Below are 22,303 nucleotides of genomic sequence, written 5' to 3'. Positions count from 1 at the left end.
CGACCCTCTTGTGCTCTAACGCAAAGGTTTGAAAGTTATGGTTCTGGTTAAGAAAACGATAAGTCTGGCGGTCAGCTCCGCACTGTCGTTGATGACGCTTGTTGCTCAGTCTGCAACCGCTGCTGATTATGAAAAAATCGATGTGTCCTCGCCCGAAGGTGAATCCCTGACCCTGGATGAGGCGTCTGTCGATTACACCGGCCTTGGGCCGGCGGTGCGGGTCAGCGGCGCTCAGAACCAGTTGCAGGGCCAGGGCTACGATATCCGGGCCACGGCGGAGAGCCGCAACAGCTCGGTGGTGGGCGTGCAGGTGGACGCCGGCGGCAAGGCCGAACTGAGCGGCGTGACCATCAGCGCCGGCGGCTCGGATTTCGCCACCGGGGCCCAGGCCACCGGCGCCGCAAGCCAGTTGACCCTGAACGATGTGCAGATCACCACCAGCGGCAACCAGAGCCGCGGCGTGGTGGCCAGAGCTGGTGGCCAGGTGCGGGTGGCCGGCGGCTCCATCACCACTTCGGGCAACCAGGCCGATGTCTTGTCAGCTTCCGGCAAGGGCTCCAGCATCCAGGCCTCGGACCTGACCCTGACCGCCACTTCGACCGGCTCGGTCAATGCGGTTCGCGCCGCCGATGGTGCGGCCATCGAGCTGCAACGCGTCAGCATCCAGTCCAGCGGCTTCATTGGCGCGGTGGCCGTGGAAGGGGTCGGCTCCTCCCTCAGCGCCGATGGCGTCGACATCACCGCCGAGAATGGCCGTGGCATCGGTGTGACCAGCGCCGCCCTGAGCTTTCGCAACGGCAGCATCAACGCCAAGGGCGACGGCATCACCCTGAGCAGCCTGTACCAGAAACCGGGCGGCACGGCGGTGATCAGCCACAGCCGGATCACCTCGCAGAACGGCGACGGCATCAACGTCAACGCCGACCAGGCCACGGCCGATCTGGACAGCGTGCAGGTCACCACCCTGGGCGACTATGGCGTGGCGATCTGGATGCCGGGCAGCAACACCCGGGTGGACGTCAAGGACAGCATTCTGCAAACCCGTGGCCAGAGTGCGGTGGCCATCGACAACCGTGGCGGCGTGTTCACCATGGACGGTGGTTCCATCAGCACCCTTGGCGACAACTCCCATGCCCTGTACGCCTCGCCGGACACCACAAACAGCCCCGGTGCGGGGTTCAACGTCAGCCGCGTGCTGATCGAAACCAGCGGCCGGGGCTCCGTGGGGGCGCTGGCCCGCATGGCGGGGGCGAGCATCAGCCTGAGCAACAGCAGCATCGTCACCCACGGCGACCTGGGCTATGGCCTGTTCGCCTCGGGCCGCGGTGCCAGCGTGGAGCTGCAGGACAGCGACGTGCAGACCGCCGGCGAGCAGGCTCACGGCCTGGCCATCAGCAACAACGCCACGACCCGCTTCCAGGGCTCGACCGTGGTCACCAACGGCAGCAACGCCCATGGCATCGTCAGTTTCGCCACCGGCGCCGGGGTGGTGAACGATGTGGAGGTCACGTCCAGCCATATCCAGACTGAAGACGGCGCCGGCATCCTGGTCAACGGCGGAGGCCTGACCACGCGCTTTACCGACAGTAGCCTGGTGGGCCGCAGCGGTGGCGAGCAGGGCACCGCGCTGTGGATCACCGACCGCGCCAGCGGGGTGCTGGCCGGTGCGGTGCAACTGGACGCCGTGCGCTCGAACCTGTTCGGTGATGTGCTGGTGGACGGCGGCAGCCTGCAACTGTCCCTGGCCGACCACTCCAGCCTGGACGGGGCGATCAAGGGCGGCAGCCGTGATACCCAACTGAGCCTGGACGACAGCAGTGTCTGGACCCTGCGCGGCGACTCCCAGCTCACCCGCCTGGCCAACAACGGCGTGGTGGAGTTCGCCGATCCCGGCCTGGCGGGGGCCTTCAAGCAGTTGCAGGTCAGTGGCGACCTCGAGGGCGACGGCCACTACATCATGAACACCGACCTGGGCCTGCAGCAGGGTGACCGGTTGATCGTCGGCGGCCAGGTCACCGGCAACAACGACATTCTGGTGCGCAACTCCGGCAGCGAACCGGGGGCCGAGGGCCAGAGCCTGACCCTGGTGCAAAGCGCCGGCGGCCCGGGTTCGTTCAGCCTGGCCAACCGCGGTGGGGTAGTGGATGCCGGGACCTATCGCTACGGTCTTGCGGCCGATGCCCAGGGCAACTGGAACCTGGTGAACGTCGGCCGTACCCAGCCGGCGCCGGGGCCGGACAACCTTTCCACCGGCGCCAGCGCGGCGGTCAACAGCAGCGCCATCGCCACCTTGCGGGCCACCTGGGATGCCGAGCGGGCGACCCTGGTACAGCGCCTCGGCGACCTGCGCCAGGGGGCCGACCGCCAGGGTCTGTGGATCCGTGGTTTCGGCCAGCAGCAATCCCTGGACAACGGCGTTGGCCGGACGTTTTCCCAACAGGTACAGGGCACGCAACTGGGCATGGACACCCGGCTCGACACCGCCGGTGGCACCCTGGTGCTTGGCGCGCTGGCCGGCTACAGCCAGACCGATCGCAACTTCAAGGGCGAGGGCAGCGGCAAGCTCGACAGCTACCACCTGGGCGGCTATGCCACCTACCTGGATGACTCGGGCTGGTACACCGACACCTTGCTGACCCTGAACCGCTGGTCCACCCGCCTGGATGTATGGGGCACCGACGGCGCCAAGGTCTCTGGGCATTCACGCAGCAAGGGCGCGGGCCTGTCGGTGGAAGCCGGCAAGCAGATCGATCTGGGCAACCGTTGGTTCGTCGAGCCCCAGGCGCAGGTTTCCATGCTCTATGCCCGCTCCGACAACTACCGCCTGGACAACGGCCTGCAGGTGCAGCCCGGCGATGGGCTGTCGACCCAGATCCGCACCGGTGCCCGGGCCGGGCGCAACCTGCAGCTGGAAGATGGCACACGCTTGCAGCCCTACCTCAAGGCTGGCTGGGTCGAGGATCTGTCGGCGCAGAACAAGGTCCGCACCAACGGCATCGCCAGCCGTCCCGATGGCAACGGCGGTGGCTGGTATGCCGGGGTTGGCGTGACCGGTGAGCTGAGCCGCCAGCATCAGGTGTATGCCGAGGTCGAGACCAGCGAAGGCTCGAACATCGACCGGCCCTGGGCCGCCAACCTCGGTTACCGCTTCACGTTCTGAGGGGTACTGGCGCTCGCCGCGAGCGTCTGGCGCACCCCTTCGGTATAGGACGTTTTGACGATCGGCCCGATCAGGCCTTGCAGGGCCGAGTCGTCGAGGATCAGCGGCGAGCTGATCAGGTAATGCATCTCCACCATCTCGCGCAGCAGCGGGTCGAACAGCCCCAGCAGGCGCAGCAGGGGCTTGCCGATCACCCGCTGCTTGAAGTGGGCACCGCCGTGCTGCCGGATCAGCTCCAGCAGCTCGCGCTGGCTGGTGACCCCGGCGCCACCCAGGTGCCAGGTCTTGCCGAAGGCTTCGGGCTGCTGGATCAAGCGGCAGACCACCGGCCCCACGTCGGGAACGAAGACAAACTCATGGGGCCGGTCCAGGGGGCCTACCAGGTTCGCCGTGCCGCCCTGGACCGCGGCCTGGAACGCGCCGTGCAGCAGGCTTTTATCGACCCCGGGCCCGTAGAAGTCCGGCAGGCGCAGCACCGTGGCCTGGATCTTGCCGTCGGCATGGGCCTTCCATAGCAGGTCTTCCTGGGCCTTGCGCATGCGGCCCTTGAAGCTGTTGGGCTGGCGCGGATGCTGCTCTGCCACCGGGTTGCTGCGAGCCATGCCGTAGGGATAGACGGTGCCGATCAGCAGGATCCGGCGCACCCCGGCAGCGATGGCGCCTTCCAGGGTCTGGCGCAGCAGTTGCGGGTGCAGTTCGAAGCGCCAATAGTCCACCCCTACCAGATAGATCAAGGTGTCGATGCCGGCTGCGGCGGCCTCGACCGAGGCGGGCTGGTCGGGGTCCCAGGTGACCGGCTCGGCCAACGGGTCGGCGCCATAGGCCTTTAGCAGGCTGCTCTGGCTGCGGCCCACCACGCGGTAGGGCTGGCCCTGGCTGCGCAGGGTCCGGGCAATGCTCTGGCCAATGGCGCCGACGGCGCCGAACAAGGCTACTTGGGGCATGACGGGGTTCCTCGTGGATGAACAGAGCTTGCAGAGTGCGAGTTCCTCGGCTAAATGGAAATTGCCTAGACTTCGATGGTTTCTATAAAAAAATGCATAGCCCCACGGATACTCCCCCCCACTGGGACTGGTACCGCACCTTTCTCGCAGTGCTGGACAGTGGTTCCCTGTCTGCCGCCGGCCGTGCCATGGGTTTGACCCAGCCCACGGTGGGCCGGCATATCGACCAGTTGGAGGCGGCCCTGGGCCTGAAGTTGTTCACCCGTTCCTTCGACGGATTCGCCGCCACCGAAGCGGCGCTGGAGCTCAAGCCCTACCTGCTGCAGCTGGCGGCGGGGGAGGCGGCCTTGCGCCGGGTGGCCAGCAGCCATGGTGCCGGGGTGCAGGGCAGTGTGCGGATCTCGGCCAGCGAAATCATCGGGGTGGAGGTCTTGCCGCCGATTCTCGCCACCTTGCGCCAGCAGCATCCGCAGTTGGTGGTGGAGCTGGTGCTGTCCAACCGTGCCGACGACCTGCTGCAACGCCAGGCCGATATTGCCGTGCGTATGTTCCGCCCGACCCAGGAAGCGCTGCTGGTGCGCCGGGTCGCGGACATCGAACTGGGCCTGCATGCCCACCGGGACTATCTGCAGCAGCAGGGCACGCCGCTCTCGCTGGAGCAGTTGGCCGGGCACGCCCTGATTGGCTTCGACCGTGAAACCGCGTTTATCCGCCGCCTGCAACAGCAGTACCCGATGCTGGCCCGGGGCGCCTTCGCCTGGCGCAGTGACAGTGACCTGGCGCAGTTGGCGGCATTGCGCGCGGGGTTTGGCATTGGTGCCTGCCAGGTACGCCTGGCCGAAGCTGATCCACGCCTGGTGCGGGTCCTGGCGGAGCAGTTCGCACCGAATCTGGAAGCCTGGGTGGCGATGCATGAAGACCTGCGCAACAGCCCGCGCTGCGCGGTCACCTTCGCCGCGCTGGTGCAGGGGCTGGCGGCCTATGCCGGGGGCGATTGACCGCCAGGGTGTCGGCATGGGTGCCGGCGAGGGTTGCCAGGTGGCCCCGGTGGCGGTTTATCATACGCTGTATGTTTAGACCCCCAGGAGGCAACGCCCATGGCATTCGGCAAGGTATTCATCGCCACTTCGGTCGATGGTTTCATCGCCCGCAACGACGGTGCCATCGACTGGCTGCCCAGTGGCGAGTCCGGCGAGGACTACGGCTACGGCGCTTTCATGGCGTCGGTGGATGGAATTGTCATGGGCCGTGCTACCTACGAAAGCGTGCTGGGTTTCACCCCCTGGCCTTTCGACAAGCCGGTGGTGGTGCTCAGCCGCACCCTCAGTACGCAGGACGTGCCGCAGCGCCTGGAGGGCAAAGTACGCATCAGCGCGCTGCAACCGGTGGAGCTGGTGGCGCAGTTGCGGGCCGAGGGCTGGAGAACCGCCTACATCGATGGCGGCACCCTGATTCAAGCCTTTCTCCAGGCCGGGCTGATCGATGAAATGACCCTGACCCGGGTGCCGGTACTGCTGGGCACGGGCCGCCCCCTGTTCGGCGCGCTGCCCCGGGACCTGCACCTGCGCTGCGTCGATTCCCGGCGGTATCCGGACGGGCTGGTGAGCACCCGCTACCGGGTGGAACGAGGCGCCGTCCATGACTGACCGGCCCAAGCGCAGCGGCCGCCCTGCCGCAGGGCGTGAGCTGAGCCTGGACCAGGTCCTCGACGTGGGCCTGGAGCTGCTGGAGGAGCTGGGGCCGCAGGGGTTCGGTGGCCGGGCCCTGGCGCGGCAGCTGGGGATTACCCCGATGTCGGTGGCCTACCACGTGGGCGACCAGCGTAACCTGATGCGCCTGCTGGTGGAGCGGGTGCACGCCGAGCCGCTGGCCGAGCCGGCAGCGCAGTGGCCACCCGAGGCAAGAATCCAGGCGCTGCTGGGGGAGTACATGGCCCGGGTCCGCCGCCATCCGGCGCTGACCCTGTGCGTCCTCGGTGACCCGCAGCTGTTCGGCGGCTCCCTGGCCGCCTTCAGCCAGCGCTTGCGTGAGGAAGTACGGGCCTTCGATGCAGACCCGGCGCTGTTCGACCTGCTGGTGGACTACAGCCACGGCCACGCCCTGGCGCTGGCCCTGGCCGGGGAGGGCGCGCAGGCGCTGGAGGGCGCTTTCGAAGCGGGGCTGCGCCGCTTGCTGCGCTAAGCGGCTTTCTACCGGGCGCCGGCGAGCATCGCGGCAAAGCGCCGGGCTGGCCATTCCTTGCGGTCTGACACCTGGTCGTCGCCCACCTCCACGAGGCGCAGTACGCCGTCGGCCCGCAACACCACATCCACCGAGAAGAACCGACTGTCGATCAGTGCCGCGCATTCGTGCACCAGCGCCGGTACTTCACCGCTAGCACCGTAAGCCTGGCCGTTGAGGACGAAGTAGCGGCGCTCGGTGTCATCCAGGTAGTCCTCGCGACGCCTGACGCAGACACCACCTTCGATCTGGCCGCGATACTGGCGCATGCGTTCGATCAGTGGCGCGATATCCGCGGGGGTGTGCACCAGGCTACCGCTGCCGGTGTTCAGCGATTTGACGTAGTCCTTGATGAAATACCCCGGCCAGTGGAGGTCCGCCAGGGCCTGGGTGAAGTTGGCGTCGGCCGCCAGCACCCGGGTTTCGCAAGTGAAGCGGGCCAGCCGCGGATACCACTGGGGCAAGTGATGGCAGTCCCGGTAGTCGGCAACGCTGGTGAAGGCCACGGCGCCCAGGCGTTGCAGATGCTCCACCAGTTCGCGGTAGCCTTCGGGCGTCAGCATCCAGCCGCGGTACAGCACCGGGGTGCCTCCTTCGAGGGCTGGCCGCGCCCGGAAATTGCCGCTCTCGAAATCCTCGAAGGAAAATAGCGAAGCGCTCAGGCCGGCGGCCAGAATCGCCTGGTATTCGTCGAGGTACTGCTCGTCCGGGCGCTTCGGGTCGAAGGGGTCGCTGGGGTAGAGAAGGTGCATGGCGAATCCTGCCAGTGAGGGTTTGCCCGGGCCCATGGGCGCCGGTGAAGTGAGATGGCGGCCGATGATAACGGGATTTTCCAGGGCAATCCTCTCGGCCCGGGCGTTCATTACATCCCTGCACCTTTGTTCACAGAAAATCACCGAGCCACGACAGATTCCAACACCGCTGCTGGGGATACTGGCGCCTGCTCCGCCGGAGCGCCAAGGACCGACGTGACTGGAGAACCCCATGCGTAGACTGTTGACCGCCGTGCTGATCTCGACCCTGGGGGCGGCCTCTCTGGTTCGTGCCGATGGCCCAGCGCCATTTTCCAAGGTGTTCGACGACATTTCGGCCGACCAGCCCGGCTGCGCCGCCGGGGTGATGCGCGGCGGCAAAGTGATCTGGAGCGCAGGCTATGGCGCCGCCGACCTGGCCACCGGAGCGGCGATCCAGGCCGATACCCTGTTCAACCTGGCGTCGGTGTCCAAGCAGTTCACCGGCTTTGCCATCCTCCAACTGCAAGCCCAGGGTCGCCTGAGCCTGGAGGACCCGGTGCGGCGCTTTCTGCCGGAGCTGCCGGCCTATGCCCAGGGCATCAGGATCCGTCACCTGTTGCACCACACCTCAGGGCTGCAGGACTACATGCTGCTGGCCGAACTGGCGGGGATTCCGCTGAGCCAGCGCTTTACCCAGCAACAGGCCCTGGACCTGCTGGTGCGCCAGAACAGCCTGATGTTCCCGCCCGGCAGCGAATTCAGCTACAGCAACAGCGGCTACGTTCTGCTGTCGAGCATCGTCGAGCGAGCCAGCGGCCTGTCGCTGAAACACTACTCCCGGGCGAACATCTTTTTGCCCCTGGGCATGGATCACTCAAGCATCGTCGATCAGTACCCGGTGCAGTTGCCGAACCTGGCCCGGGGCTATGAACCGGGCGGGCAGGGCAAGGCCCAGGTGGCGGTGGATGCGCGCTGGGAGCAGACCGGCGATGGCCAGGTGCACAGCAATGTGGCGGACCTGATGCGGTGGTTGCGCAACCTGTCCACCGGGCGGGTCGGGGGCAAGGCGCTGGTGGAGAACATGCGCCAGACCGAGCCCCTGAACGACGGTGATCCCGGTTATTACGGCATGGGCCTTGCCAACCGCAGCTACCGCGGGCTGCAAGAGCTGTCCCACAGCGGCGGCTGGGCCGGTTTCAACACCGACGTGGCCTGGTACCCCAAGCTCGATGTGGCCACCGTGGTGCTGTGCAACAGCGATGACGGCCGCGCCTCGGAGCGTGGCCGCCAGTTGCTCGATACCCTGCTGGGCTCGCCGGTGCCGTCCGGGGAAGCGGACATTGCGCCGCCGCCCCCGAGCATCCGGGCGCTGCCCAAGGCCTCGCTGAAAACGCTGGTGGCCGGCACCTACCTGGACGATGGCGGCCATCAGTTGCAGCTGCGGCGCAGCGGCAAGGGTTGGAGCCTGGAAACCTTCCCCGACGTCCTGCCGCTGACCCGGCAGAGCGATGAGGTGCTGGTGGCGGACAACGACGGCACCCCGATCTACCTCGCGGCGACCTCGGGAGGGCGGATCGCGCTCAACAACCCGGCCTCGACCTATGCCCTGGCCCCGCCCTGGAAGCCCGATGATATCCGCCCCTACGTCGGCCTCTATACCCTAGAAACCAGCCCCGGACAGCTCAAGGTCCATGCCCGGCAAGGCAAGCTTTATGTACGCATCGGCCTGTACACCTACCCGATGCAGCCCCTGACCGCTGAGCGTTTCAGCGCCGGGGAACTGGGGGTGCTCAGCTTTGCCGAGCAAGGCGCGGTGCTGACCAGCAGCGTGGCGCGCCACTTGAGGTTTCGCAAGGTGGCGCAGTAGTATCCCGGCCTTAATTGTGGCGCCCCTCAAACCCGCCGGCTACGGCCCAGCAACCACAACAGGTAGAAACCTCCCAGCAGGCCGGTCATCAGGCCGATGGGCAGGTTGGCGTGGAACGCCAGGCGCTGGCTCAGCAGGTCTGCGGCCAGGAGCAATACCGCGCCCATCAGCGCGCCCGACCCCAGCGGCACTTCGGCGCTGCGGGTCAGGCGCCGGGTCAGTTGCGGGCCGGCCAGGGCGATAAAGGCGATGGGCCCGGCAGCGGCGGTGGCGATGGCAGTGAGGCCGACGGCGGCCAGGACCATGATCAATCGGGTGCGTTCCACCGCGACCCCCAGTTGGCTGGCGGTGGCGTCGCCCATTTCCAGCAGGTTGATGCGCCGGGCGTGGTACAGGGCGATCGGGGCGATCAGCAGCAGGCCCAGGGCCGCCGGCAGTACATGGGACCAGGTGCGGGTGTTCAGCGAGCCGGCCAGCCACAGTTGGGCGAACATCGCCTGGTCGAGGTTGCCGCTGACCAGCAGGATGCTGTTCAGGCCGGACAGGCTGGCGCCCACGCCGATGCCCACCAGCACCAGGCGATAACCCCCGCTGCTGTGGCCGTTTCGCGCCAGCAGCAACACCAGCAGGGCGGTGCCCAGGCCGGCCGCCACTGCTGCCAGGGACGTGGCCAGGGGGCCGGCATCGAACAGCATGATCTGCACGATGGCGCCACTGGCGGCGCCGGTGGTGAAGCCGATCACGTCCGGCGAGCCCAGGGCATTGCGCGAGATCGACTGGAAGATCGCCCCGGCCATGCCCAGTGCCGCGCCCACCAGGGTCGCGGTCAGGGCCCGGGGCAGGCGCACGCGTTGCAGCACCCGCTGGGCGGTGGGGTCCTGGCCCTGGCCCAGCAGGTTGGCCAGCACCTGTTCCGGGCCGAGTGACAGGCCGCCGGTACCCAGCAGCAGCGCCCAGAGCAGCAGCATCGCCACTAGCAGCACGGCGCAGACCAGGGCCGTGCGCGGTTGCCAGCGCAGCGAGAGCGAGCCCAGGCGCAGGGCCTTGAGCCCCTTCACAGGCGGCTCAGGCGAAAGCGCCTGACCAGTACGATGAAGCACGGCCCACCCAGCAGCAGGGTGATGATGCCGGCGGCGATTTCTTCCGGCGCTGCCACCACCCGGCCGAGCACGTCCGCCCCCAGCAGCAGGCCGGCGGCCAGCAGCGCCGAGTAGGGCAGGATCCAGCGGTAGTCGGTGCCCACCAGCATCCGCGCCAGATGGGGCGCCACCAGCCCGACAAAACCGATCGGCCCGGCCACGGCGGTGGCGGCACCGGCCAGCAGCATCACCGCCAGGCAGGCCAGTAGCCAGGTCAGGCGCAGGTTCACTCCCAGGGCGCGCCCCAGGTCCTGGCCCAGGGCCAGGGCGTTGAGCTGGGCGGCGATCCCCAGGGCCAGGGCCAGGCCCAGCGCGATGGCCAGGGCCGGAACCTGCAGCAGGGCGAAGCCGCTGCCGGACAGCGAGCCCGCGGCCCAGTGGCGAAAGTGATCGAAGACCTCGGGCGGGCTGTTGAGCACGATGATCCCGGTCAGTGAAGTCAGCATCACCGACAGCCCTGCGCCGGCCAGCACCAGGCGCACCGGGTTGGTCCCGGTCTCATGGGCCTGCCCCAGCAGGAACACCACCACTCCCGCCAGCCCGGCGCCGCCGAACGCCAGCCACAGGTACTCGGCCAGGCTGGTCAAGTGCAGCAGCGCCACGCCGCCGATCACCGCCACGGCGGCGCCGGCATTGATGCCCAACAGGCCCGGTTCGGCCAGCGGGTTGCGAGTCACCGCCTGCATCACCGCGCCGGCCACCCCCAGGGCGAGGCCGGCCAGCAGGGCGATCAGGGTCCGGGGCAGGCGCAGTTCACGCAGGATCAGGTGCTGGTCGTTGTGAAGGTCGGGTGCCTGCAACGCCTGCCAGGTCACGCTCAGGGGGATCGCCCGGGAGCCGATGGCCAGGCTCAGCAGGGCCAGCACCAGCAACAGCAGCAGCCCGGCCAGCAGGCCCCAGGTGCGGTGGTGAGGGCGCGACAGCGGTCGGGCCAGGGGCTGGGCAACGAGGTTCATGGCTTAGCGAAAGTGCGCGGCGACGGCATCGATCATCTGCCGTCCCGAGTAATAGTCGATGCGAAACGAACTCGGGCCCAGGGCATACACCCGCCGGTTGATCACCGCTGGCAGGTTGGCCAGCACCGGGTCGGCGAGGAACGCCTGCACGTCGCCGTCCGTGGCGCTGAGCAGGAACACGCTGTCACCGGTGATCGCCGCCGGCAGGTTTTCCCGGGAGATGAACTGGAAGTCCGACGCCCGGGTGACCTTGCCCGCCAGCGCCTCGGGCAGCTCTGCGACCTTGAAGCCAAGAGCGCCGAGCAGCCGGGCCTGGGGGCTGTTCAGGCGGCCGATGGAATAGCTGCCGGCAATGTTGTAGCCCACCACGCTCACCGGCCCCGGGGGCGGGGTGATGCGGGCGGCGGTTTGCGCGGTGTATTGGTCGAAGCGCTGGATCGCCGCCCGGGCCTGTTGCTCCAGGCCGGTGCGCTGGCCCAGGGCGGTGGCGATGTCTTGCCAGCTCTGGTTCGAGTAGTCCACCACCAGGGTCTCCAGGCCCTGGGCCTGCAGCTCGCTGCGGTGGGCGACCACGCTGTCGGCGCCGGTGGCGGACACCACCAGCAGGTCCGGGTCAGCGGCGATCACCGCTTCGATATCGAATTGCAGGTTGCGGTACAGCACCGCTACGCCGCGCTGCCTGGCTACTTCTGCCCACTGGGAAAAGAACCCGCGCTCATCGGTGAGGCGGCTGGGGGTGGTGGCGGCGCTGGCCACCAGCGGCGCATCCATGGCCAGCAGGATCCCGGTGACGCTGGGGCTGGTGGAGACGATGCGGGTGGGGGTGGTGCTTGCCCCGAGGGCCAGCTGGCAACTCAGGGCCAGGACCGCTGCACTGAGCAGCCGGGCGCAAAGGCGTGGGTTCATCATCGATCCATCGGACGGTAAAGGGTGGGGCGCAGGGGCCTGAACAGCAGAACCATATGATAATGCTTCTCATGCAATGCATTCCATATTGTAGAATCCATTCCGCAATTGCAATACTGCAAGCGCTTGTCTCCCAAGGAAAACCCCGCCATGACTCATCGTTTGCACGCCGATGCCGTGACCTTGCGCCACGACGCGCGAATCATTTCCCAGGGCCTGTCCCTGAGCATTCCCGACGGCTCGTTCACGGTCATTGTCGGGCCCAACGCCTGTGGCAAATCCACCTTGCTGGCGGCGTTGTCCCGGTTACTGGCACCGGCTGAAGGGCGGGTGGTGCTCGATGGCAAGGACATCCGCCAACTGCCGGCCCGGGAAGTGGCCCGGCGCCTGGGCCTGCTGCCGCAAAGCGCCATGGCGCCGGATGGCATCAGCGTTGCCGAACTGGTGGCGCGCGGGCGCTATCCGCACCAGTCGTTGCTGCGCCAGTGGTCGAAGGAGGATGAGCAGGCGGTGCGCGGGGCGATGGCCGCGACCCGGGTCGAGGCGCTGGCCGAACGCTTGCTGGACGAGTTGTCCGGCGGCCAGCGCCAGCGGGTGTGGATCGCCATGGTGCTGGCCCAGGAAACGCCGATCCTGCTGCTGGACGAGCCCACCACCTACCTGGATATCGTCCATCAGATCGAGCTGCTGGAGCTTTTGGCCGAGCTCAACCGCCAGGGCCGGACCATCGTCGCGGTGCTGCATGACTTGAACCAGGCTTGCCGCTATGCCAGCCACCTGATCGCCCTGCGCGACGGCGCCATCGTCGCCCAGGGCGCGCCGGCGGCGATCTTCACCGAGGCCCTGGTGGAGCAGGTGTTCGGCCTGGCCTCGGTGATCATCCGCGACCCGGTCAGCGGCACGCCGTTGATGGTGCCCAAGGGCCGGATCGACCCGGCCTGAAGCCACGGCTCAGGGGCGCGCCGGCAACGCTTCCTGGGGCACGCGCTGGCCACCGGTGGCCTGGTTGACCTGGGCCGCTTCATGGAACAGTGCATCGCGGTCTTGCGGGGCCTGCAATTGCCCCAGGTCAGTGACCGTGGTCATCACGCAGACGATCTCCTGCTGGGCGTCGAATACCGGCGCGGCCTGCCCGGTGACGTTGGACAGCAGGTGGCTGGTGAGTTCGGCCCAATGCCGGCGTCGTACCTCGTCGAGCACCGCGGCACTGGGCGGGGTGCCGCGAAAATGCGCCGGCTGCTGCTTGCGCGCCGCGTCGATCACGGCCTTGGGCAGAAAGGCCTGGAACACCAGGCCGCAGGCGGTGTTGTCGATGGGCAGGATGTCCCCCAGGGCCAGGGGGTTGATGGAGAAATAGGCGCTGCGGTACCAGCGCACCAGGGTCGGCCCGCGGTCGGTCCAGATCGCCACGCCCCCGCTGGCGGCATGCCGCTGGGCCAGGGCTTTCATGCGCTGGGCGGCGATGTCCACCGCATCGATGCGCTTGAGCGCGCCAATGCCGATGCTCAGGGCCGCCGGGCCCAGGTCGTACAGGCCACTGAGCGGGTCCTGCTTGGCCAGCCCTTCCTTGACCAGGCTTTGCAGGTAGCGGTGGGCGGTGGAGCCACCCGTGCCGGTGCGCCGGGCCACTTCCCCCAGGGCCAGCTCACCCTCGGCATTGGCCAGGGTGTTGAGAAAACGCGCGGCGATCGACACCGACTGGATCACCCCGGAACGTTTTTCCGGCGGTGCATCCAGGGTCTCGTCCAACGGGGGCTGCGAACTGTTCAACGGCTGGGTCTCCTCACCAATGTCTGGCCGCGTGGGGTACGCAGGCTACGGCCTGCGCGGCGCTGGCGCTAGCGGCGGCCATGATACCGGTTCCACCGCCTGCCTGGGACGGGGGAATGCGCCCGGGCCAAAAGTGTAGATCATTCCAATTTGCAGAATGTATTCCGTATTGAGGAATGTCATGGCAGCGTGATAGCCTAATCGTGAAAGAGGATCATTCTCATTTGGAAGGAAGTTTTGATGGCCCTTACGCACCGCACATTCAGTCACGGTATTGGCGTTCTCACCTTGTCCACCCTGCTGGCGAGCCCGCCGCTGATGGCCGAGGACAGCAGGCAGCCGGACAAGCCGGGGAAAGGCAGCCTGGCCCTGGAATCGCTGGTGGTCACCGGTGAGAAACTCGACCGCGAGCTGAAGGACACCGCCTCCTCGGTGTCGATCATCACCGACCGCGATATCGACCAGAACAAGACCGGCGATGCGTCGGTGTCGGAGGTCATCAACGGCAGCCCCAACGTGATCTACACCGATTCGGTGGGCGCGCCGATCATCCGCGGCCAGGACACCCAGGGCCCGAACAACGGGCAGAACGTGTTCTGGGGTGGTACGGTGCCGCGGGCCACCATCAACCTGGACGGCCACTACCTGAACTACAACGAGATGTTCTTCGGCGCGACCTCGGTCTGGGACCTGGACAGCATCGAGGTGTTCCGCGGCCCGCAGACCACCTCCCAGGGCGCCAATGCGATTGCCGGGGCGATCATCGTCAACACCAAGAACCCGACCTTCACCCCCGAGGCGGCCTACCAGGCGGAGATCGGCAGCTACCACTCGCGGCGCAGTTCGGTGGCGGTGTCCGGGCCCCTGGCCCAGGACTTTGCCGGGCGCCTGGCAGTGGACTATTCGGCCCGCGACACCTTCATCGACTACGACAACCCGAAGTTCCAGGGCGGCAAGACCGACCAGTATTTTCGCAACCTCAATGCCCGGGCCAAGCTGCTGTGGTTGCCCACCGACATTCCAGGGCTGGAAAGCCAGTTCACCTTCGCCCACAACGACAGCAACCGCCCGACCCAGGAAGCCGCCTCGGCGCCGTTCCACAAGCTGGAGCACAGCTCCACCACCATGCCGTCCTGGGAACAGGACACCAACACCAGCATCCTCGACGTCTCCTATGAGCTGGGTAATGGCCTCAAGCTGTTCAACCAGGCGCAGTATTCGCTGTCGTCGGTGCACCGGGTGACCGGGGCGGCGGGCGAGGGCGATGCCGACATCCACCAGAAGAACGCCTCCAACGAGTCGCGCCTGACCTTCGGTGAGAAAGAGGACCTGCTCAGTGGCATGGGCGGGATCTACTACGCCCGCACCCGCACCGACGAAACCCTCAACCTGCGGGGCCGTTCGGCCTTCGACGACACCAAGACCAACCTGGGGATCTTCGGCGAGCTCAACTACCGGCTCACCGACCTGTGGACCCTGAGCACCGGCCTGCGCTACCAGCAGGACCACATCGAGCGCACGGGCAACTCGGTGCTGGCTCCCGGCGCGCTGAACTACGACAAGACCTTCTCCACCGTGCTGCCCAAGGTTTCCCTGGCCTACGCCGCCACCCCGCACTGGACCGTCGGTGGCCTGGTCAGCCGGGGCTACAACCCGGGCGGTGTGTCGCTGAACCTGACGACCCGGCAATGGGCCTATTTCAAGGAAGAGTCGATCTGGAACTATGAGCTGTTCAGCCGCGCGAGCTTTCTCGACGACCGCCTGCTGATCAACACCAACCTGTTCTACATGGATTTCAAGGACGCCCAGTACAACATCCCGGTGGTGATTTCCCCGGGGGTGGCACAGTCCTACACCATCAACGCCGAGAAGGCCCACGCCTATGGCCTGGAGCTGGATCTGGACTATCGCCTGCTGGACAACCTGCGGCTCAAGGCCAGCGCCGGCACCTTGCGCACCCGCATCGACAAGATTTCCAGCAACGCCGACTACGCCCACAACGAGTTTGCCCGCTCGCCGGGCTACACCCTGAGCGTCGGCCCCAGCTGGGACATCACCGAGCGCCTGAACCTCAATGCCCAGGTGCGCTACCTGGACGGCTACTACTCGGATACCGCCAACACCTCGGCCTATTCGATCAAGCCCTACACCCTGACCGATGCGCGCATGAGCTACCGCTTCAACGACCAGGTGCAGCTCTATGGCTACGTCAAGAACGTCTTCGACGACCGCTCGCCCACCTACATGCAGCAGAACCGCGGCATCGGCGGCATCGAGGCCAGCATGACCCAGCCACGGACCCTGGGCATCGGCGTCAAAGGGGCGTTCTGAGGCCCCCGGCAACCCGTCGCCGGCCGCCCCCCGAGGCGCTGCCGGCGTTCATTCGTACACAGGAGATTGGCAACAGATGAGTAACCGCAAACGCCTGCATATCGGCATGTCCCTGGCCCCCACCTGGCTCAGCGGCGATGCCTGGCGCCAGCCCGACAGCAATATCGAAGGCATCTACAGCGCCGACTTCGCCGTGGACATCGCCAAGCGTTCCGAGGCCGCGCACCTGGATTTCGTGTTCCGCCCGGATGTCAGCTGCCTGAACATGGAAGGGCTGGAAAGCGGCTCGGGGTTTGCCAGCCTCGACCCCACGGTGCTGCTGGCCGCCGTTGCCCGGGAGACTTCGCACATCGGCCTGGTGTCCACGGTGTCCACCACCTTCTTCCCGCCCTACGTGGTGGCGCGCCAGTTGCAATCGCTGAACTGGGTGAGCAAGGGGCGCGTCGGCTGGAACATCGTCACTGCCTTGCAGGGCCATGAGAACTTCGGCCTGGAGGCCATGCCCAGCGCGGATGAGCGCTATGCCCGGGCAGCGGAGTTCACCCGCCTGGTGCATGACCTCTGGGCCAGCTATCCCGCCGAGGCGCTGTTGCTCGACCGCGACAACGGCCGCTACGCCGACCGTTCCAAGGTGCATCCGGTGGACCATGACGGGGCGCACTTCAAGGTCCGTGGCCCGCTCAACCTGCCGGCCTACGGCGGCGCGCGCATCCCCCTGATCCAGGCCGGCGCCTCGGACACCGGGCGCGACTTCGCCGCCTCGGTGGCCGACCTGGTGTTCGCCCCGACCCCGGACAAGGACGCTGCCCTGGAGCTGCGTCGCGACCTGTCCCGGCGGGCCCAACGTCACGGCCGCGCGCCCCAGGACATCCGCCTGTTGCCGGGCCTGAGCCTGTACCTGGCGCCGACCCGGGAGGCGGCCCGCGAGCTGTTCATGCAGACCCACGGGCGCCCGGACAATGCGCGCAAGTTTGCCTCGATCAAGCAGATGATCGGCCTCGACCTCAGCGATTGGCCCCTGGACCGGCCGGTGAGCGCCGCGGACCTGCCGGCCCCGGCCGCCAACCCCGACAGTCGCACCCACACCAACCTGCTGCGGCGCCTGATCGAGCGCGAGACCCTGCGCCTGGACGAACTGCTGCTGCGTCCGGAAGTGATTTCTGCGGCCCACTGGCAAGTGATCGGCACTGCCGAGGACGCCTTTGAACTGATCGTCGATTGGGCCGAGGCCGGCGCCATGGATGGCTTTATCGCCGCACCGGGGGGCTCGATCCGTTCGATGCACATTTTCCTGGAACAGGTGATACCGATGCTGGTGGAGGCGGGGCTGTTTCGCCAGCGCTATAGCGGCACGACGTTTATCGAGCACCTGCAAGAGCAGGATTGACCCGGGGCCAGGGACAGAACTCCGGCCTTGGGTGACGGGCGCTATGGTTGTTTCTACACAACGTGCGCCCGGATCATGCCGGGCAATCCTAACCCTGAAGTCAATAAAAGGAACGCTCCATGAAAGTCAGTGCACGCAACGTGTTCAAAGGTCGGGTCAGCCAGGTCGAAGAGGGCTCGGTCAACGCCGAGGTGGTGCTGTCCCTGGACGGTGGCGAGCAACTGGTGGCGGTGGTGACCCTGCAGAGCCTGCGGACCTTGGGGATCGCGCCGGGCACCGAGGCCCTGGCCCTGGTCAAGGCGCCCTGGGTGATGCTGATGACCGATGCCCAAGGCATTCGCCTGTCCGCGCGCAACTGCCTGCAGGGCAAGGTGATCAGCGTTACCGACGGTGCGGTGAATGCCGAAGTGGTGCTTGAGCTAAGCGGCGGCAGCCAGGTGTATTCCATCGTCACCCGCGACGCGGTGACCGAGCTGGGCCTGGCCCCGGGCGTCAGCGCCACGGCGGTGATCAAGGCTTCCCACATCATTCTTGGCGTGTCTGCCTGAGGCTTGCCGGTACTCGCCTCCGCCTTCGTCCAGCAGTCGTTGGCCCCGCGCTCAGTGACTGCTGGATGGCTCGATCGCCTGCGCGCCGTCTTGCTGCTGCGCGGTCTCGGCGTGGTGGGTGGTGCCGATGAACAGGTACATGGCCGGCACCATGAACAGGGTCAGCAGGGTGCCGATGGACAGCCCGGCAAAGATCACCAGCCCCATGTCGTGGCGGCCCGCCGCGCCGGCGCCGGAGGCCCACACCAGCGGCACCACCCCCAGGACCATGGCTGCGGTGGTCATCAGGATCGGCCGCAGGCGCACCGCGGCAGCTTCTTCGATGGCTTCGCGCTTGCTGTGGCCGGCGCGCTGCAGTTCGTTGGCGAACTGCACGATCAGGATCCCGTGCTTGGTGATCAACCCCAGCAGCGTCACCAGCCCGACCTGGGTGTAGACGTTGATCGAGGCAAAACCCATGGTGATGAAGGCCAGGGCGCCGAACAGCGCCGGCGGCACCGAAAACAGAATCACCACCGGGTCGCGGTAGCTCTCGAACTGGAACGCCAGGGCCAGGTAGACGATCAGGATCGAGAACAGCAGCAGGCCGACAAAACCGCCGGATTCCTGGATGAACTGCCGCGACTCGCCGGCATAGTCGGTGGAGTAACCGGACGGAGCCACCTGTTCGAGAATGCCCTTGAGCCTGGCCAGTAGCTCGCCCTGGGACACGCCGCTGACCCCGGACAGGGTGGCCGAGTTGAGCTGCTGGAAGTGGTTGACCGACTCCGGCTCGGTGGAGGTCTCGATATGGGCCACGGTGCGTGCCGGGATCATGGTTCCCGATGGGGTGCGAATGTAGTAGTCGAGGATCTGCTCGGGGTTCAGCCGGTCCACCTGCAGCACCTGGGGAATCACCTTGTAGGAGCGCCCGGCCGTGGAGAAGTAGTTCACGTAGTTGCCCCCCAGGGCCGCCGACAGCGCCGCGCCGACGTCGGCCTGGGTCATGCCCAGGGCGGCGATCTTTTCCCGGTCCACCACCAGCCTGGCCTGGGGTTTGTCGAGCTTGAGGTCGACGTCGGAAAACCAGAACAGCTGCTGCTTGGTGGCTTCGGCCAGCACCGCCTGGGCCACTTCGTTGAGGTTGGCCACCGACTCGGTGGTGCTGATCACGAACTGCACTGGCAGGCCCTGGGCGCCGGGTAGCGAGGGCAGGGGGAAGGCAGCGATGGTGGCGCCGGGCACCTGGTTCCACTTCTGTTGCAGGTCGAGAATCAACTGCGCCTGGGAGCGGTCACGGTCCTCCCAGGACTTGAGCAGCACCCCGCCCAGGCCCTGGTTCAGCGACGGCAGGCCGGTGAGCTGGAACATCTGCAGGTACTCGGGCTCCTTGTTGGCGATCTGGAACGCCTGGTCGGCAATCCATTCCATCTGCTGTGGCGAGGCGGTGGGCGCGCCCTTGATCTGCATGAACACCAGGCCCTGGTCCTCGGTGGGCGACAGCTCGCTCTTGGCGGTCATGCCGCTGGCGGCCACCAACAGGAACAGCAGGAAGCCGAAGGTCACCAGCACCGGCCAGCTGTCCAGCCCGGCGGCCAGCACTCGGTGGTAGCGGCCCCGCAGCCAGTCGAAGTAGCGGTCCAGGCGCTTGGCGAAGCGGCCTTCCTCCTGGCCGCTGTTGAACAGCCGCGAGGTCATCATCGGCGACAGGGTAAGGGCGATCACCGCCGACACCGTCACTGCGCCGGCCAGGGAAAAACAGAACTCCTTGAACAGCGCCCCGGTCAGGCCGCTGCGCAGGCCGATGGGCACGTAGGCGGCGATCAGCACCACGGTCATGGCGATGATCGGGCCGCCCAGCTCGCGGGCCGCCAGCAGCGCCGCCTCCAGTACGCCGCGGCCTTGCTCCTTGATATGCCGGTCGACGTTTTCCACCACGATGATGGCATCGTCCACCACAAGACCGATGGCCAGCACCAGGGCCAGCAGGGTCAGCAGGTTGATGGAATAACCCAGCAGGTACATGACGAAGAAGGTGCCCACCAGCGACAGCGGGATCGCCACCAGCGGCACGATCACCGCACGGAACGAACCGAGGAACAGGTAGATCACCACCGAGACGATGATCATGGCTTCCACCAGGGTCTTCACCACCTCGAAGATCGAGGTGTTGATGAAGGCCGTGGAGTCGTAGACGATCTCGCCGCGCACCCCGGCCGGCAGTTGCGATTGCAGTTCGGGGAAGGCTTTGCGCACGTTGTCGGCGACGTTGAGGATGTTGGCGGTGGGCGCTGCCTTGATGCCGATGAACACCGAGCGCTTGCCGGAGAAAGCCACGCTGCTGTCGTAGTTTTCCGCCCCCAGGGTGACGTTGCCCAGGTCCTCCAGGTACACCAGGGCGTCGCCGTTGTGCTTGACCACCAGGCGCTTGAATTCGTCCACCGTGTGCAGGTCGGTGCCGGCGGTGAGGTCCACGGTGATCATCTGCCCCTTGGTGGAGCCCACGGCGGACAGGTAGTTGTTGTTGCCCAGGGCCGTGGCCACGTCCTGGGCGGTGACGTTGTGGGCCGCCAGCTTGTCCGGGTCGAGCCAGGCCCGCAGGGCGAACTGGCGGCCGCCGAGGATCTCTGCGGTCTGCACGCCTTCCAGGGAATCGAGCTTGGGCTTGACCACCCGCACCAGGTAGTCGGTGATGTTGTTGGTGGCCAGGGTGTCGCTGTAGAACCCCAGGTACATGGCGTCGGTGGTCTGGCCCACCGCTACCGTCAGCACCGGTTCCTGGGACTGGGCCGGCAACTGGTTCTTCACCGAGTTGACTTGGGTGTTGATCTCGGTCAGCGCCTTGCTGGAGTCGTAGTTCAGGCGCAGGGTCGCGGTAATGGTGGAGAGCCCGGTGATGCTGGTGGACGACAGATAGTCGATGCCCTGGGCCTGGGCGATGGCGGCCTCCAGGGGCTGGGTAATGAAGCCGGCCACGGTGGCGGCGTCGGCCCCGTAGTAATAGGTGCTGATGGTGACCACGGTGTTTTCCGTGCGCGGCCACTGGTTCACCGGCAGCTCGAAGATCGAGCGCAGGCCCAGGATCAGGATGAACAGCGAGACCACCACGGCCCAGACCGGGCGCTTGATAAAGGTATCGGTGAAGTTCATGGCGGGCCCTAGTGCTCTTGCGGCGTCGGCGAAGGATCGTTGCGCGGCGCGTGGCTGTTGTCGACTTTCACCGGCGAGCCGTTCTTGAGTTTCATCTGGCCGCTGGTGATCACCAGGTCGCCTTCCTTGACCCCTGACAGCACAGCCACCTGGTCGCCACGGTTGGGGCCGGTTTCGATGAAGGTCTGCTGCGCGGTGAGCACTGCGTCGCCCTGGTCGTTGTTCTTCTGGCTGGCGATGAACACCGTGGTGCCGTAGGGGTTATAGGTGACCGCGGTCTGGGGCAGGGTCAGGTAACGCTGGGTGCCGCCGGAGGCCACCACGGCCCGGGCGAACATGCCGGGCACCAGGCTGCGCTTGGGGTTGTCGATGGTGGCTTCCACCGTGACGTTGCGGGTGTTGGGGTCGAACTGGGTGTCGATGGAGCTGACCCGGCCGGTGAACGTCTGTTTGGGCAGGCCGTCGGCGCTGACCGTAACGCTCTGGCCCAGGGCCACCTGCTGCACCTGGGCCTGGGGCACGTTGAAGTCGATGTAGATCGGGTCGAAGGTCTGCAGGTTGGCGATCTTGTCCCCCGGGTTGAGGTATTGCCCGGGGTTGACCGCGGTGATGCCGATGCGCCCGGCAAAGGGCGCGCGGATGCTCTTCTTCGCCACCAGCGCGCGCTGCTGTTCGGCAGCGGCCAGCTTGGCCTTGAGGTCGGCTTCGTCGGCCTCGACCAGGGCCTGGGACACCGCGCTCACCTTCAGTTGCGCCCGGTCGCGCTTGAGCACCGTGCCGGCCAGGGCCGCGGTGGCTTCCAGGGAGTGCAACTGGGCGATGTCGGAATCGGCATTCAACTGCACCAGCAGGTCGCCGGCGGCCACTTCCTGGCCGGGCTTGAAGCCGATGCTGCGCACGATGCCGCCGACCTCGGTGGTCACGTCCACCCCGCGCACGGTCTTCATCGAGCCCACCGCGGAGACGCTGGGCTGCCACTCTTCGTACTGGGCCTTGAGGGCGGTAACCACCGCGGGCGGCAGGGGCACCTTGGCCTGGGCGATCAGCTTGGAGATCTGCGCGAACTTGACCCCGCCGATCACCGCGACGATCAGCAGCACCACGCCGAGCATGATCAGCATCGGCCGCAGCAGCCGGCGCTTGCGCGGCGCCTGGGGGGCCGTGCCGGGGTGCGCAGGGGAGGGGCTGGAGTGGACATCGGCCATGGCGGAT

Annotated in this window: 17 protein-coding genes; 9 read left to right on the top strand and 8 right to left on the bottom strand. The window is 66.9% G+C overall.

Annotated elements, in window-relative coordinates; all coding sequences use genetic code 11:
- The first annotated feature begins 142 nt into the window (after positions 1–142).
- Complete coding sequence (locus tag ABCR88_RS20205; protein ID WP_350403258.1) at positions 143–3,160, top strand: autotransporter outer membrane beta-barrel domain-containing protein; 3,018 nt, start codon at positions 143–145, stop codon at positions 3,158–3,160.
- On the opposite strand, the gene ABCR88_RS20200 is transcribed toward ABCR88_RS20205, so the two are convergent.
- Positions 3,142–4,104: an SDR family oxidoreductase gene (locus ABCR88_RS20200; protein WP_337155025.1), complete on the bottom strand. Its 963-nt coding sequence runs from the start codon at positions 4,102–4,104 to the stop codon at positions 3,142–3,144. The two genes, ABCR88_RS20205 and ABCR88_RS20200, sit on opposite strands and share 19 nt — an antisense overlap.
- A gap of 92 nt (positions 4,105–4,196) precedes the next feature.
- Here ABCR88_RS20200 and ABCR88_RS20195 point away from each other — a divergent pair, with 92 nt between their 5' ends.
- The 3 genes from ABCR88_RS20195 to ABCR88_RS20185 all read left to right on the top strand — a co-directional run bounded on the left by ABCR88_RS20195 (position 4,197) and on the right by ABCR88_RS20185 (position 6,285).
- A complete protein-coding gene (locus ABCR88_RS20195) occupies positions 4,197–5,102 on the top strand; it encodes a LysR family transcriptional regulator (protein ID WP_041118865.1) in 906 nt (301 codons plus the stop codon).
- A 99-nt stretch (positions 5,103–5,201) separates the two neighbouring features.
- Positions 5,202–5,750: a dihydrofolate reductase family protein gene (locus ABCR88_RS20190; protein WP_350403256.1), complete on the top strand. Its 549-nt coding sequence runs from the start codon at positions 5,202–5,204 to the stop codon at positions 5,748–5,750.
- The gene (locus ABCR88_RS20185) at positions 5,743–6,285 is read left to right on the top strand and encodes a TetR/AcrR family transcriptional regulator (RefSeq protein ID WP_232643342.1); all 543 of its coding nucleotides are present in this window, start codon (positions 5,743–5,745) and stop codon (positions 6,283–6,285) included. The genes ABCR88_RS20190 and ABCR88_RS20185 overlap by 8 nt, the downstream gene beginning before the upstream one ends.
- Before the next feature lie 8 nt (positions 6,286–6,293).
- On the opposite strand, the gene ABCR88_RS20180 is transcribed toward ABCR88_RS20185, so the two are convergent.
- Complete coding sequence (locus ABCR88_RS20180; protein WP_350403254.1) at positions 6,294–7,076, bottom strand: ATP-grasp domain-containing protein; 783 nt, start codon at positions 7,074–7,076, stop codon at positions 6,294–6,296.
- A 232-nt stretch (positions 7,077–7,308) separates the two neighbouring features.
- Between ABCR88_RS20180 and ABCR88_RS20175 the strand changes: the two genes are divergently transcribed.
- Positions 7,309–8,925: a serine hydrolase domain-containing protein gene (locus ABCR88_RS20175; protein ID WP_350403253.1), complete on the top strand. Its 1,617-nt coding sequence runs from the start codon at positions 7,309–7,311 to the stop codon at positions 8,923–8,925.
- A gap of 26 nt (positions 8,926–8,951) precedes the next feature.
- Here ABCR88_RS20175 and ABCR88_RS20170 read toward each other — a convergent pair whose 3' ends face one another.
- Genes ABCR88_RS20170 through fepB form a run of 3 tightly spaced genes read right to left on the bottom strand, consistent with a single transcriptional unit; the run spans position 8,952 to position 11,929 of the window.
- Entirely contained in the window at positions 8,952–9,983 is a 1,032-nt protein-coding gene (locus ABCR88_RS20170; RefSeq protein ID WP_350403251.1) for an iron chelate uptake ABC transporter family permease subunit, read from the bottom strand.
- Positions 9,980–11,020, bottom strand: coding sequence for an iron ABC transporter permease (locus ABCR88_RS20165; protein WP_015636053.1), 1,041 nt, complete (start codon positions 11,018–11,020; stop codon positions 9,980–9,982). The genes ABCR88_RS20170 and ABCR88_RS20165 overlap by 4 nt, the downstream gene beginning before the upstream one ends.
- 3 nt (positions 11,021–11,023) lie before the next feature.
- Positions 11,024–11,929, bottom strand: coding sequence for a Fe2+-enterobactin ABC transporter substrate-binding protein (fepB, locus tag ABCR88_RS20160; protein WP_011061900.1), 906 nt, complete (start codon positions 11,927–11,929; stop codon positions 11,024–11,026).
- 147 nt (positions 11,930–12,076) lie between these two features.
- On the opposite strand from fepB, the gene ABCR88_RS20155 reads away from it, so the two are divergent.
- Positions 12,077–12,868, top strand: coding sequence for an ABC transporter ATP-binding protein (locus ABCR88_RS20155; RefSeq protein WP_011061899.1), 792 nt, complete (start codon positions 12,077–12,079; stop codon positions 12,866–12,868).
- A 9-nt stretch (positions 12,869–12,877) separates the two neighbouring features.
- Here ABCR88_RS20155 and ABCR88_RS20150 read toward each other — a convergent pair whose 3' ends face one another.
- Positions 12,878–13,663 (bottom strand): IclR family transcriptional regulator, encoded by a 786-nt coding sequence (locus ABCR88_RS20150; RefSeq protein ID WP_169893601.1) that lies wholly within the window; start codon positions 13,661–13,663, stop codon positions 12,878–12,880.
- 270 nt (positions 13,664–13,933) lie between these two features.
- On the opposite strand from ABCR88_RS20150, the gene ABCR88_RS20145 reads away from it, so the two are divergent.
- The 3 genes from ABCR88_RS20145 (at position 13,934) to ABCR88_RS20135 (ending at position 17,962) form a co-directional block, all read left to right on the top strand.
- Complete coding sequence (locus ABCR88_RS20145) at positions 13,934–16,027, top strand: TonB-dependent receptor (protein ID WP_350403246.1); 2,094 nt, start codon at positions 13,934–13,936, stop codon at positions 16,025–16,027.
- Positions 16,028–16,103: 76 nt separating this feature from the next.
- Positions 16,104–17,414 (top strand): NtaA/DmoA family FMN-dependent monooxygenase, encoded by a 1,311-nt coding sequence (locus ABCR88_RS20140; RefSeq protein ID WP_350403244.1) that lies wholly within the window; start codon positions 16,104–16,106, stop codon positions 17,412–17,414.
- Positions 17,415–17,533: 119 nt separating this feature from the next.
- Complete coding sequence (locus ABCR88_RS20135) at positions 17,534–17,962, top strand: TOBE domain-containing protein (RefSeq protein WP_350403243.1); 429 nt, start codon at positions 17,534–17,536, stop codon at positions 17,960–17,962.
- Positions 17,963–18,013: 51 nt separating this feature from the next.
- Here the strand turns inward: ABCR88_RS20135 and ABCR88_RS20130 are convergent, their stop codons facing one another.
- Together ABCR88_RS20130 and ABCR88_RS20125 are read right to left on the bottom strand one after the other, a co-directional pair.
- Positions 18,014–21,091, bottom strand: a complete 3,078-nt coding sequence (locus ABCR88_RS20130; RefSeq protein ID WP_350403240.1) for an efflux RND transporter permease subunit — start codon at positions 21,089–21,091, stop codon at positions 18,014–18,016.
- Positions 21,092–21,099: 8 nt separating this feature from the next.
- Positions 21,100–22,296 (bottom strand): efflux RND transporter periplasmic adaptor subunit, encoded by a 1,197-nt coding sequence (locus ABCR88_RS20125; RefSeq protein ID WP_350022892.1) that lies wholly within the window; start codon positions 22,294–22,296, stop codon positions 21,100–21,102.
- Between the last annotated feature and the right edge of the window lie 7 nt (positions 22,297–22,303).

The organism is Pseudomonas sp. W17, assembly GCF_040268305.1.
In the GTDB taxonomy this organism is placed as follows: Bacteria; Pseudomonadota; Gammaproteobacteria; order Pseudomonadales; family Pseudomonadaceae; genus Aquipseudomonas; species Aquipseudomonas protegens.
Note: the sequence above shows the minus strand (reverse complement) of the source record. Positions and strands in the feature narration are given on the sequence as shown.